We start from the raw sequence: 13,868 nt of genomic DNA, 5'->3' as shown, positions 1-13,868 counted from the left end.
TCGGAACCCTTCACTACTCAGCCCCTTCACGCGCCAGAGAAATCAGATCCGCTATCCCCAACCCATCGATCACGTCGTCGTCCGGAGCGGAGGGAGCCGAATATCGTTCCGCTGCAGTGGTTTCTGTGGCAGCGACGGCGTCTTCGGTGTCGATCAGCGCACCCAGCAGATACGAGACGATCGCGGTCGGGCGCGGATGGTCGAACACGAGCGTCGAGGGCAGTCTCGAACCGGTCGCCTGGATCAGGCGATTGCGCAGATCGAGGGCGATCAGCGAATCGAACCCGAGTTCCTTGAACGCCCGACGCAGGTCGATGGATTCGGGATCCGGCTGCCCGAGCACGGCCGCAACCTCTCCGCGCACGATGTCGGCCACCAGCCGTTCCCGGTCCTCGGCCACCGGCAGCGCGGCGAGCCGTCGACCCAGATCCAGCGGCGCAGCAGGCACGGCCACGACTCGGCGGGCAGGGCCGATCACGCCCCGCCACATCGGGGCCGGCTCCGCCGCGCCGCGACGCAGCGCGGTCAGGTCCACGCCCATCGGTACGACCGTCGCCCGTCCCGCACCGAGAGCGGCATCGAACAGGGCCAGCGCCCGATCATCCGGTATCGGGACCAGCCCGCTGCGCGCCATCCGCTGCCGGTCGGCCGCCGACAACCCGCCCGTCATGCCGCTCGCCGCGTCCCACAACCCCCATGCCATCGACACCGCGGGTAATCCCGAGGCGCGCCGCAACTCCGCCACCCCGTCGAGGAAGGCGTTCGCGGCCGCGTAATTGCCTTGTCCGGCACCGCCGAGCACACCCATCACCGACGAGAACAGCACGAACGCCGAGAGCCCGGCGCCAGCGGTCAACTCGTGTAAATGCCAGGCCGACAACGCCTTCGCCCGGAACACCTCGTCGACATCGTGCGCCGACATGCCGGTGAGCGTTACGTCCCGCAGCACACCCGCCGCATGCACCACCGCCGACAACGACGGCATCCCGGCCAATGCGCCCGCGAGCGCTTCGCGGTCGGACACGTCGCACGCCACCACCTCGACGCGCGCTCCCAGACCCTCCAACTCGGCCACCAGCTCGGGCACGCCCGGCGCCGCGGGTCCGCGCCGGGACATCAGCACCAGATGCCGGACACCGTTGTGCCGCACCATATGCCGCGCCAGCAGCCCACCCAGCGTCCCGGTGCCACCGGTGATCAGCACCGCACCGTCGCCCGGTCCGGCTTCGCTCGAATTCGCCGCTGTCGCAACGCGACCCAACCGCGGAATCGACACCTGGCCCGGACGCACCAGCAGTTGATCCTCGGAATCCGGCAACCGCAGCAACCCCTGCCCGTCCAGCAGAGCCGCCACTCCGGAGGACTCGGGGGCGCCGTCCACGTCGACCAGCACGAATCGCCCGGGAAACTCCACCTGCGCCGTACGCACCAGGCCCCACACGGCCGCGCCGACAACGTCCGTCGCCTCCGGCCCCATCGCACCGGCGGTCACCACGACGAGCCGGGAACGGTCGAAGCCGTCGGCATTCACCCACCGCTGCAAGGCATTCAGCACCTGCCCGACCGCGGCCTGCGCGACGTCAGCGGGCGTGCCGGCGGTCGCGACACCGGCGGGCCCCGCGGCGCGTTCACGCCCGAACCTGCGGGTGTCGAGCAGCACCGCGCCACTGGTCACCTTCGTCAGGGCGGTGTCACCGGCCCATTCCGTCCAGGCGACAGACGTGCTGGTGCCTGATTCCATTGGGATCCAGTGCACTTCGTACAGTTCATGCTCACCCTCGGCCGCCAACTGCCCGCGCGCGAGGGCGCGCATGGTCAAGGTGTCGATCGAAAGGACCGGTGCGCCGCGCTCGTCGGTGACGGTCACCGTCACGGCATCGGCGGCCACCGGCTTGATCCGGACCCGCAACACGGATCCGCCGACGGCGCATCGGCGGACCCCGGCCCAGGCGAAGGGCAGCATGGTGCCTTCGTCCGCGATGGGAGACAGCAGCACCGCTTGTACAGCGGCATCCAGCAGCGCCGGATGTACCCCGGTGTACTCCCCGGCCGCGGCGGCAGCGGGTAGCTGAACTTCGGCGAACAGTTCGTCCTCGTGCTGCCAGGCGGCTCGTAGTCCCTGGAATGCCGGACCGTAGTCGTAGCCGCGTTCGGCGAATGCCGCGTAGACATCGTCCATTACGACCACCGCGCCGCCGGCGGGTGGCCAGGGCGTCGAATCGGTGTCCGGGCGAGCCCGGTCCTCGGCGCTGAGGGTCCCGCTCGCGTGCCGAGTCCATTCGCTACCGGATCGATCCTCCACCGTACGGGAGAAGATGCTGAGCTCTCGCCGGTCTCCGGCGGCCTCACCGATCAAAACCTGCACGTCGACCGCACTCTCGGTGGGCAGGATCAGTGGTGCCCGCAGCACGAGTTCTTCGACTGCGCCCCAACCGATCTCCTGTCCGGCGCGCAGGGCGAGCTCGATCAGTGCGGCGCCCGGGATCAGTACGGTGCCGTCGATCGTGTGGTCGGCAAGCCACGGATGTGTCTGCTGCGACAGCCGCCCGGTCAGGACGACCGCAGTGCCACCGTCCGCGACCTCTACCGCTGTGGTCAGCAGCGGATGCGCCGCCGAGCGCAGTCCCGCATGCGGATCGACCGCGCGAGAGGCTGCTCCTGCGCCGGCATCGAGCCAATAGCGCTGCCGCTGAAAGGGATACGTGGGCAGACCGACGATGCGCGCTCCCGACCCGGCGAATGCGCCGGTCCAATCGACCGGTGCGCCATGCGCGTACGCGATCGCCAGGCTGGTGAGCAGGCGCTCGCGATCGTCGGCGCCGCGGGTCAGTGTCGGGACGGTCGCGATCGGCACGCGTAGTTCCTCGGCGGTCTCCTCGATCGCGGTGATCAATACCGGGTGCGGGCTGACTTCGATGAAGAGCTGATGTCCGCCGGCGAGCAGTGCGTGGACGGCGTCGTCGAATCGCACGGTATCGCGCAGATTTCGCCGCCAATAGTCCGCGTCCATGCCGTCGGCGTCGAGCACGGTGCCGGTCACGGTGGAGAACAAGGGCACGGCCGCCGCTGTGGGATGGACGGAGGCGACGGCCTCGGCGAGGTCGTCGGCCACGGTCTTCATCTGCGCGGAGTGGAAGGCGAAGTCCGAGGCGGTCTTCCGGGTACGGATGCCGTCGGCCTCGCAGGCGCGCGCGAATTCGGCGAGTTCGTCCGGATTACCCGCGACGACGACCGAGGCGGGTGCGTTCACCGCGGCGATGTCGAGCCCGTCGGTGAGCCGGTCGCTCACTTCTGCGGAACTCAGGGCTACCCAAACCATTGCACCCTGACCGGCCAGCCCGGACGCCGCCAGCAGGCGCCCGCGGGCGGCGATCAGGTGAGCCGCGTCGTGCAGTGAGAGCAGCCCCGCCACGCAGGCCGCGGCGATCTCGCCACGGGAGTGCCCGATCACGGCGGCAGGCTGGACGCCGTAGGACTGCCACATCGCTGCGAGCGACACGCTCACGGCGAAGAGTACGGGCTGACCGACGTCCACCCGATCCGGTGCGGGCGCACCGTCCTCGCCACGGATCACCGCGAGGAGCGACCAGTCCACGTGCGGTGCGAGCGCTTTCGCGCATTCCGACATCTTGTCGGCGAAGGCGGGTGCGATGTCGAGCAGTCGCGCGGCCATACCGGCCCATTGCGAGCCTTCACCGGAGAAGACGAACACCGCACCGTCGGACACGGCTCGCCCGTGGACCACACCGGCGCTCGATCGGCCTTCGGCTACCGCGCGCAGACCGTCGAGGAGTTCGTCCCGATCATGCCCGAGCACCACGCTGCGGTGGCTCAACGCGGCTCGCGTCGTCGCCAGCGACCAGCCGACGTCCATCGGATGCAATTCGGTGGCGGCCTCGGTCAGGTCCGCGGCCAGCACGGGCAGTGCCGACTCGGTGCCGGCCGACAGCACCCAGGGCATCGGCTCGTCGCCGATGGGCCGAGCCTCCGGCGGCGTTGTCTCGGTGTCGTTTCCGGGATGTTCGAGGATGACGTGCGCATTGGTCCCGCTGATGCCGAACGACGACACGCCCGCTCGCCGCGGGCGCCCGGAATCCGGCCACGCCCGCGACTCCGACAACAGCTGGACTGCCCCCGACGACCAGTCCACCTGCCGCGAGGGAACATCCGCGTGCAGCGTCCGCGGCAATACTCCGTGTCGCATGGCCTGCACCATCTTGATCACGCCCGCCACACCCGCGGCCGCCTGTGCGTGCCCGATATTCGATTTCAGCGACCCCAGCCACAGAGGTCGCTCGGCACGCCGGTCCTGGCCGTAGGTCGCCAGCAAGGCCTGCGCCTCGATCGGGTCACCGAGTCTGGTGCCTGTCCCGTGCGCCTCGACGGCATCGACGTCCGCCGCGGTCAATCGGGCATCGGCCAACGCCGCCTGGATGACTCGCTGTTGCGCCGCACCGTTCGGCGCGGTCAGTCCGTTCGACGCGCCGTCCTGGTTGATCGCCGAACCGCGCACCACCGCCAGCACCGGCCGACCCGCGCGGCGCGCCTCCGACAATCGTTGCAGTACAAGCAATCCCACTCCCTCCGACCAGCCTGTCCCGTCGGCGTCCTCGGAGAAGGATTTGCACCGCCCGTCCGGGGCCAGACCCCGCTGGCGCGCGAATTCGACGAACATGCCGGGGGTCGACATCACCGTGACGCCACCGGCCAGTGCCAGCGAGCACTCCCCGCCGCGCAGCGACCGCGCAGCCAGATGCAAGGCCACCAGCGACGACGAGCACGCCGTATCCACCGTCACCGCAGGACCTTCCAGCCCCAGCGCATACGAGATCCGGCCGGACATGACGCTGGCGGTCGTACCGGTCAATCGCAGACCCTCGGTGTTCCCGATCGGCTCGTGTAACCGCGGCCCGTACTCCATGGCGGTGCCGCCGACATACACGCCGACGCGGTCGCCGCGTAGCCCGTCGGGTCGAATTCCGGCGTGTTCCAATGCCTCCCAGGCTGTTTCGAGCAGAATCCGCTGCTGCGGGTCCATGGCGGTGGCTTCGCGCGGGCTGATGCCGAAGAATTCCGCGTCGAAATCCGCCGCACTGTCGAGGAATCCGCCACGGTTGACCGCATCGAGCCGGTCGGCCGCGTCCGGCGTCCCCAACTCCCAGCCACGGTCGGTGGGAAATGCGGAGATGGCGTCCGCACCCTCGGTGACCGCCTGCCACAACCGATCCGGTGAGGTGATCCCGGAGGGAAGCCGGCACGCCATACCGACGATGACTATCGGATCGTCCTCCTCGACCGCCGGGGACCCCGGCGCGGTGCCGGTCTGCGGAGCGGTCGCGCCGAGGACCCCGGCGGTCGAGGATTGTGGCGCGGTCACCGGCCGCGCCGCGGTGGCCCGGCGCAGTTTGCGGCGCAGGTGAGCGATCAGGGCCGCAGGCGTCGGATAGTCGAAAATCACGGTGCCCGAGAGGCGTACGCCCGTTCTGTGGAAGAGAATCTCGCTCAGCTCGGTGCCCATCCGGGAGTCGAGGCCGAGTTCCTTGAAGGTGCTTGCGGTCGAGACGGCGCCGACCTCATCGTGGCCGAGCACCTCCGCGACATGCGACCTGACCAGCGCCGCGACATCTCCGATCGGCTCCCGCGCCAGCTTCTCCGCCGGCGGTTCGGCCGTGGTCTCGGCCGCCACAGGCATCGACTCACCGACTCCGGCCGCTGCCGGGGTGAGCCAGTAGCGGCGGCGTTGGAAGGCATAGGTCGGCAGATCGACCGGGCGCGCGCCCGCGAAAACCGCCCGGGCGTCGATCGCGATGCCGTTCGTGTGCGCCGCCGCGAGCGCCATCAGGAATCCGTCGAGCCCGTCGCGATCATCGCCCGGAATGCCGGCCACACCACCGCTTCCACCTGCTCGCTGTACGGCCTCGCGTAGCCGTTCGGCCAGCACGGGTTCCAGGCCGATCTCGACGAATTCCGCGTGACCGTTGTGCAGCACGGTCGACACCGCGGCCGCGAACTCCACCGGCTCACGGACATTCCGGAACCAGTACTCGCCGTCCAGCACCGAGGCTTCGACGCGGCCGCCGGTGACCGTCGAATAGAACGGGGTCCGCGAACGCAGCGGTGTGATCCCGGCGAAGGCGTCCCGCAACTCGGCGCGCGCCTCTTCCACCTGTACGGAGTTGGCCGCGAACCCGACACCGGGCACCCGCCACGAGAGCACCCCGTCGCCGGTCAGCTCGGCGCCGAACTGATCCAGCGCTTCCGGATCACCCGAAACGATCAGCGCCCCTGGCGAATTGACCTCCGCGACCGAGAGCCGTCCCGCCCAGGACACGAGTCGCCGCGACGTCTCGCCGAGCGGTGCGGCCACACCCAGCATCGCGCCACGGCCGGTCAGCTGCCGCAAGGCCCGGCTGCCCAGCGCGACAATGCGCGCGCCGTCCGCGAGCGATATCGCGCCCGCCACCACCGCCGCGGCGATCTCGCCTTGACCGTGGCCGACGACAGCGCCGGGCTCGACACCGAAGGAGCGCCAGAGCGCGGCCAGCGACACCGTGACGGCGAACAGTACGGGCTGCGAGACATCGACTCGATCCGGCTGCGGCGCATCGGCATCACCACGGAGGACCGCGGTCAGTGACCAGTCGACGTAGGGGCTTATCGCGTTCTCGCACTCCGCTATTCGCGCTGCGAACGCGGGCGCCTGCTCGAGCAATCGCGCCGTTGCCCCGGTCCATCGCGGCAACCGGCCGGGGAAGGCGAAGACCGGTCGCGCAGCCGGTCCCGCGACACCTTCGACGAGACAGGTGTGGGTACGGCCCTCGGCCAAGGCCGCCAAGCCCTCGAGCAGCGTGTCACGGTCACACCCGGCGACTGCGGCGCGATATTCGAAGGCGGTACGTGCGGTGAGTAGTGACCAGCCGATATCGGCCGGTGTCAGCTCCGGATGTTCGGTCAGATACGCGTAAAGCCGTGCACCTTGGGCCCGCACCGCCTCGTCACTGCGCCCGGACAAGGCCCACAGCACCGGCTCGGCGGGTTCGCCGGAAACCGGTTTCGATTGTGCCGCAGTGGTTCCGGTCTCACGCGGTGCTTCCTCGATGATCAGGTGTGCATTGGTCCCGCCGAGCCCGAAGGCGCTGACTCCGGCCCGGCGGATGTCGCCGTGCGCCGGCCAGGGTTCCAGTGCCTGCTGCACGCGCAGGTTGAGCCGCTCCAATGGGATGCGCGGATTCGGCGTGCGGTAGTTGAGGCTGGCAGGCAGTGCCTGGTTCTCCAGCGAGAGCACGACTTTCAGTAGTCCGGCCACTCCGGCGGCACTTTCGAGGTGACCGATATTGGTCTTGACCGACCCGACCCGCAGCGGCCGATCCGCAGGGCGGAACACGCCGATCGCCGCACCGAGCCCGGCCGCCTCGACCGGGTCACCGACCGCGGTGCCGGTCCCGTGCAGTTCGACGTAGTGCACATCCGATGCGGTGATGCCGGCGCGCCGGTGTGCGAGTTCGATGACTTCGCACTGGATTTCGGCCTCCGGGATGGTAAGCGCGGCCGCGGCCGCGCCGTTGTTGACCGCCGAGCCCGAGATCACGCAGCGCACGCGATCCCCGTCGGCGCGCGCCTGATCGAGGGTCTTCAGCAGCACCACGGCCCCGCCCTCACCGCGCACGTACCCGTTGGCCCGTTCGTCGAAGGTGTAGCTGCGCCCGTCCGGGGACAGCGCACCCGCGGCGTCGAGGGCCAGCGTGGTCTCCCCCGCAAGATTGAGGTTGACGCCACCGGCAAGTGCCGCAACGCATTCGCCCGCGCGCAGGCTCTCGCAGGCCTGGTGGATCGCGACGAGCGCAGACGACTGCCCGGAGTCGACGATCTGGCTGGGCCCGCGCACACCGAGCAGGTAGGACAGCCGGTTCGCGATCATGCCGCGCAGGGTGCCGGTGGTGGTGTGGGTGGTGATGCCGGCCACACCCAGGCGCCCGCGCAGCACGGCGTAGTCGTCGAGTGCGGCACCGATGAACACTCCGGTCCGGCTGCCGGACACGGCGGCCGGGATGATCCCGGCGTGTTCCATTGCCTCCCAGCCCAATTCGAGGATGAGGCGTTGTTGCGGGTCCATGGCCGCGGCCTCGCGCGGTGAGATTCCGAAGAACCCGGCGTCGAACATGGCCGGGTCGTCGAGGAAGGCTCCCCAGCGCGTCGCCGCGGTGGCGACGGGGTCCCAGCGGTCGGCCGGGACCTCGGTGATCGCGTCGCGGCCGGCGGCCAGCAGCCGCCAGAACTCGGCCGGGCCATCGGCTCCCGGGAACCGGCACGAGTAGCCGACGACGGCGATGGGAACGATGGAATTCATGAAACCGGTGCCTCGAATTCCTCGGCAATGCCGAGATCGACTTCCTTTTACCTCTGACTAAGACAATCGACGCTTCAACTCCGCTGAAACATGATCATTCCTCATGGCGATATCGTCCCGATAGCGTCCACCGAGACCGCATGTCGCGGACTTGTAAACCAATCCGTCGCTAGGTACAAAGAGAAAATAGGACGGCCCCCTCGCCGACGTCCATTGCGGACGATGAATTCCACCAACAAATATGCAGCGGGAGAAATACAATGAGCCTCGGTTATCTATTCGGCGGCGGAGTCGGAAGCGAACCACGCGGCGTCGAGCTGTACCGCGCCTATCCCGGCGTGCAGGCGCTCTACCGTCAGGTCGCGGAGTGGACCGGCCTGACGGTCGGCCAGATCCTCGACGAGGACCTGCCCACCCCGCCCGAGTCACGACAGAGCGTGGGCACCATCCGAGAGTCGGTCCACGCCATCGCCGTACACGACACACTCGCCGAAAAGGGGCTACGGCCGGCAGTTTCGGGTGGCCTGAGCCTCGGCGGCATGTCGGCCGCCGCCCTGGCCGGCGCGATCGATCGCCGGGCACTGTTCGAGATGCTCGCCCACGCCCGCAACACCCCGGACCGGCCCGCCGACAGCCCCGAACAGGGACTCGCCCTAGCCTTCGAACCGATCGGCGACACCACCGGCCGCTACCGCGGCGCGGACCACCCCGGCGTGTATCTCGCCGGGCAGTTCGGTCCGACCACCGACGGCGCGACCCGCATCCTTATGCTCTCCGGCGAGCGTGCGGCCCTCGAACGGCTCGGCGCGGACCTCCCGCAAGACGCCGTGATCCAGCTCCCGGGCCGCTCGATGGCCATCCACTCCCCCTTGCGCGGCCACTTCCGCACCTTCATGGCGCCCTACATCGACGCCATGCCCTTCACCGATCCGGCCTTGCCGCTGATCTCCTGTCTGGACCGCAAGATCCTGGTGACCGCCGCCGATGTCCGAGACGCCTTCCAGCGCAACCCAACTGCCCCGATCAGCCTGCCCTACCTCTACGACGCCATGAAGGACGAAGGCGTGCGCCTGGCCCTGATCATGGGCGGATCCATCCCCGACGGCGTGCTGCGCTTCCCGTTCCCGGTCGTGCACGTCGACCGGCCCGAACACGTCGAGCAGGCCCTGACCACCGTCTTCGACCTCGGCATCGACATCTCCGCCCCGGGGGTGACGCGATGACCACCGCCTACGCGCCGCGCGCCGCCGAATGTGACGCCCTGATCCAGGGCTGGCTCGATACCGACCTCGACGACTGGACCCGCCGCATCATCCGCCGGACCTTCGACCCGCTGTCCGGCGCACCTTACTGGCTGCGCCGCGCGACCGAGCTGGATTTCGAACCCCGCGACATCACCCGCTACGAGCAGCTCACCGCGTTCGGCCCATTTCCCCTGGACACCCTGCGAACCCACGACCCGGCCGAACTCGTGCCGCTGGCGGTATCGCGCCCGCTCACCGGCCGGATGTGGGACACCGGTGGCACGACGGGCACTCCCTGCCGCGTCTACTACACCCCCGAGATGCTCGTGCATCGCGGCGCCTGGCGTCGATGGTCGTTCGTCACCGAGGGTTTCGAGGCGCATCGCACCTGGTTGCAGGCCACCCCCACCGGGCCGCACCTGATCGGCAACGGCTCCTGGGAGGCAGGTGAACTGCACTCCGGCCTGGTCTACGGCATCGATATGGACCCGCGCTGGGTGAAACGACTCATCCGCGAAGGTCGCCTGGTCGAGGCCAATGAATACAGCACCCACCTCGCCGAGCAGATCGCCGATGTCCTGCGGCACGGCCGCGTCGATTACATCAACACCACCCCCGCCCTGCTGCAGGTACTCGCACGCCGCTACCCGGATCTGGTGGCGGGCTTGAGCGGTGCCCGCCTCAGCGGCACCCAGGTCACCCCCGATCTCTACCGCGACCTCGTCACCGCGCTCGACGGTGGAATCTGTGGGCGCAGCTACGGCAATACCTTCGGCAACGGCGCCGGTCTGCCCGCCGAACGCGACGGCGAACTGCTCCCCTACGCCCCGAACTACCCCCAGGTCACCATGAACGTGGTCGAACGCGACAACTGGTCGGCGACAGTCCCTTACGGCGCGTCCGGGCAGGTCCGCCTGACGGTTCTGCACGAGGACCTGTTCCTGCCCAACGTCCTCGAGCGTGACCAGGCGCTGCGCTTCGACACCGGCCCGGATTGGCCCGCCGACGGTGTCGCCAATGTCCGGCCGCTGCAGATCACCAGCACCGCACCCGAAGGCCTTTACTGAAACGCAACATTCCGGCGCCCGGCAATTGCCGGGCCGCATATCGAAAGTGCCTGCGGCATAACGACCGCCGTCGATATCTGTAATCGACGGTAGTACATACCCCCTGGTACCGTCGGCCGCGCCGAGGACAACAGATTGAAGGAGATTTATCAGCAGTTGCCGCACGGTTGCACAGATTCAACCTATTCACTGATATTGCAACTGCAATGTCTCGGCAATGGCTCGGGACCGCAGAAATAAATTGTTCGTGTAAGGCGGTCCGGAACAGCGGGTGACTGTTCCACGCTGTCCTCGAAGGAGAGTTGTGGAGTTCCTGATGCTCGGCCCGTTGGTTGTTCGCTCGGGGGATCGTGAGGTGGCCGTCTCGGCCCCACGCCAACGGATCGTATTGACAACGCTTTTGCTCAACCCCAACAAGGTCGTATCCGTCGACCGCATCGCACAATTCGTCTGGGATGAACCCTTGCCGCCCAGCGCGGCGGCCACCGTCCGCACCTATGTCATGCGTTTGCGGCGCGTGCTCGGCGCATTCGGCGCCGAACGAATCCAGACGGTCGCGCCCGGTTATCGCATCCGGATCGAGGAGAGCGATACCGATCTGGGTAGGTTCCTCGCCCATCGGATCGAGGCCAAGCGACTCGCCGAATCCGGCGATACCGCCGCCGCGGTGCGCGAACTCGACCGCGGGCTCATGCTGTGGCGCAGTGATCCTTTCGTCGATGTGCCCTGCACACGGCTGCACGATTCCGAGGGAATGCACCTGGCCGAACTGCGATTACAGACCCTGGGCTGGCGCATGGACATGCAGCTCGCGCTGCATCGGCACGCGGAGATCCTGCCGGAACTACGCAGGGTCGTGCGCGAACAGCCGCTGCACGAGGCCTTCGTCGGGCGGCTCATGCTCGCACTCTCGCGCGTCGGCCGACAGCCCGAAGCGCTGGGCCTGTACCAGCGTGTCCGTGCCGATCTGATCGGTCAGTTCGGCATGGAACCCGGCCCGGAATTGCGTGAAGTGCAGCGACGCATCCTGCGCGGCGAGGACGAACCGGCCGCCATCGCGGCGCCCCCGCACATCGAGGTTCCGGCGATCGCCGACACCGTCGAGATACCGATGCCGGCCCAATTGCCGCCCGCGGTGCGGGATTTCACCGGCCGCAGCGCCGAAACCCGCGAGGTGCGTGACCTGCTCATCGACGGCGCCCGTGCCGAACGCCCGGTGTCGGCGGTCATCGTCACCGGTGCCGCCGGGGTCGGCAAGACCAGCCTGCTGCTGCGAGTGGCACACGCGGCCAGCGCCGATTTCCCCGATGGTCAGCTCTACGCCGGCCTCGAAGGCGCACCCGGCTCGCCGGTCGACCCCGCCTGCGTGGCGCTGCACTGCCTGATCGGGCTGGGGCTGTCGCGATCGGCCATTCCCGATGACGATGCCGACCGGCTGGCACTCTATCGTTCGGTCGTCGCGCGGCGGCGGATTCTGATCGTGCTCGATGACGTCTGCGACGCCGCGCAGGTGCGGCCCTTGCTGCCCGGCAGCGGCGAGAGCCGGATACTGGTCGGCAGCCGCAGACGCCTCGCCGGTCTCGAGGGGTCCAGCACGGTCGTGTTGCGCTCACTCGACGAGCACACCGCGGTGGACCTGCTGGCCGGCATCCTCGGCCGCGAACGGATCGAGGCCGAACCCGAGGCCGCCCGCGCGATCGTGCAGGCCTGCGCGGGCCTGCCGCTGGCGTTGCGGATCGCCGGTCTGCGGGCTTCGAGCCGCCCGAATCGCAGCCTGTGCGAGACCGCGCAGCGGCTTTCGAATCCGGCGCAGGTCCTCGACGAACTGCTGATCGGTGATCTCGCGGTCCGCGCGGCACTCGCGCGGGTGTACGACGCGCTCGGTCGCTGCTCGCGCAAGGGCAGCGATCTGTGCAAGGCCTTCCGCTGCCTCAGCATGATCCCCGACCACAACATCCAGGCACAGACCGTGGCCGTGCTGCTGGAGTGCTCGGTAGGCCACGCCGAGGAACTGCTGGACGATCTGGCCGATGCTCACCTGCTGCAAGCCGCAGGTGGGGGCCACTACACGATGGATCGTCTGACCGCGGCCTTCGCCTGTGAACGCATGTACCAGGAGGAGTTGTCCGGGTCCTATGTCGCGGCATTGCGCCGGCTCGGCCGCAGCGGCTACCCGGCCGACCTGCCCGTCGCGCCGCCGGGACCCCTGCCCATCTGACAGCAGTCCCGGCGACGCGGTGGGATCAGCGACCGGCCAACTGCGGGGTGCGGCGAGCTGCGGCGCCGCGATGAGTAGCGAGATTGCGTTCCAGCAGTGCCAGCGACGTACCGACGCCTACCTGGGAGGGGTCACTCTCGGGTAGGCGGCCATCGTTGGCGCGCAGCTCGGTCAGTGCGTCGGTGATTGCCGTGTGCGCCGCGAACAGGCACGGCGTGGAGTAGATCGCCACATTCACACCCAGATCCTCCAGCTCGGTCAGCGACAGTCGCGGCGACAGCCCACCGGCAATCTGGTTGAACAGCAACGGCTTATCCCCGATCACCGAGCGGATCCTGCGGATCCATTCCACACTGCGCACCCCGTCCACGAGCAGCACATCCGCGTCGGTATCCGACAGGGCAGCCGCGCGATAGAGGATCTCGGATTCCTCGGTGGCATCGGTACGTGCCACGACCACCATGTCGGTTCTGGTGTCCAACACCCGGTTCAACTTGTCGAGGTATTCATCGAAAGGCAGGATCTGCTTTCCGCTGACATGGCCGCATCGCCGCGGCCGCTGCTGATCCTCGAGAATGACTCCGGAGGCGCCGATTCGTTCCAGATGCGTCACGACATGGCAGGCGACTTCGGTATCGACATAGCCGTCGTCGATGTCGACCAGCAGATGCTGATCGGGGAATGCCACACGCAGCCGCTGCACGAAGTCCACCATGTCCGGCCAGGCGATGAATCCGATATCCGGCAGCCCGTAGTGCGAGGCGGCGAATCCGAACCCCGAAACGAACATTCCATCGTACTGCTGCGCCGCCAGCGAAGCGGAGTACATATCGAAAATACCTATGAGGGCGGTTATTTCATCACTCTGAATCTCGGTGCGAAGCGCTGTGCCGTGGTGCATGTGCTCTCCTGAGTTCGTTGGTAAAGATGCCCGACATCTGACACGAGATTACGGTCGAGAAAGTCAGGGCCAGGACAGCGCAAGGTAAAAA

At 68.4% G+C, this 13,868-nt stretch carries 5 protein-coding genes; 3 read left to right on the top strand and 2 right to left on the bottom strand.

The annotated features are described in order from the left end of the window. Positions 1-13: 13 nt before the first annotated feature. Positions 14-8,347 (bottom strand): type I polyketide synthase, encoded by an 8,334-nt coding sequence (locus ACIP5Y_RS19070; RefSeq protein WP_400351570.1) that lies wholly within the window; start codon positions 8,345-8,347, stop codon positions 14-16. A gap of 260 nt (positions 8,348-8,607) precedes the next feature. Here ACIP5Y_RS19070 and ACIP5Y_RS19065 point away from each other — a divergent pair, with 260 nt between their 5' ends. From ACIP5Y_RS19065 to ACIP5Y_RS19055, 3 genes are all read left to right on the top strand, one after another. Next, positions 8,608-9,570, top strand: coding sequence for a hypothetical protein (locus ACIP5Y_RS19065; protein WP_400351569.1), 963 nt, complete (start codon positions 8,608-8,610; stop codon positions 9,568-9,570). Further along, positions 9,567-10,658: a hypothetical protein gene (locus tag ACIP5Y_RS19060; RefSeq protein WP_400351568.1), complete on the top strand. Its 1,092-nt coding sequence runs from the start codon at positions 9,567-9,569 to the stop codon at positions 10,656-10,658. The genes ACIP5Y_RS19065 and ACIP5Y_RS19060 overlap by 4 nt, the downstream gene beginning before the upstream one ends. A gap of 316 nt (positions 10,659-10,974) precedes the next feature. Beyond that, on the top strand, positions 10,975-12,876 hold the full coding sequence (locus tag ACIP5Y_RS19055; RefSeq protein ID WP_400353796.1) for a BTAD domain-containing putative transcriptional regulator: 1,902 nt from the start codon (positions 10,975-10,977) through the stop codon (positions 12,874-12,876). 25 nt (positions 12,877-12,901) lie between these two features. Here ACIP5Y_RS19055 and ACIP5Y_RS19050 read toward each other — a convergent pair whose 3' ends face one another. After that, entirely contained in the window at positions 12,902-13,777 is an 876-nt protein-coding gene (locus ACIP5Y_RS19050; protein WP_400351567.1) for an oxaloacetate decarboxylase, read from the bottom strand. Between the last annotated feature and the right edge of the window lie 91 nt (positions 13,778-13,868).

The sequence above is a fragment of the Nocardia sp. NPDC088792 genome, assembly GCF_044750615.1.
Lineage (GTDB): Bacteria > Actinomycetota > Actinomycetes > Mycobacteriales > Mycobacteriaceae > Nocardia.
Note: the sequence above shows the minus strand (reverse complement) of the source record. Positions and strands in the feature narration are given on the sequence as shown.

What these genes read in the sequence shown, in the direction of transcription:
- ACIP5Y_RS19050 (WP_400351567.1), bottom strand. Translation starts at nt 13,777, where the DNA reads ATGCACCACGGCACAGCGCTTCGCACCGAGATTCAGAGTGATGAAATA.
- ACIP5Y_RS19070 (WP_400351570.1), bottom strand. Translation starts at nt 8,347, where the DNA reads ATGAATTCCATCGTTCCCATCGCCGTCGTCGGCTACTCGTGCCGGTTC.
- ACIP5Y_RS19055 (WP_400353796.1), top strand. Translation starts at nt 10,975, where the DNA reads ATGCTCGGCCCGTTGGTTGTTCGCTCGGGGGATCGTGAGGTGGCCGTC.
- ACIP5Y_RS19065 (WP_400351569.1), top strand. Translation starts at nt 8,608, where the DNA reads ATGAGCCTCGGTTATCTATTCGGCGGCGGAGTCGGAAGCGAACCACGC.
- ACIP5Y_RS19060 (WP_400351568.1), top strand. Translation starts at nt 9,567, where the DNA reads ATGACCACCGCCTACGCGCCGCGCGCCGCCGAATGTGACGCCCTGATC.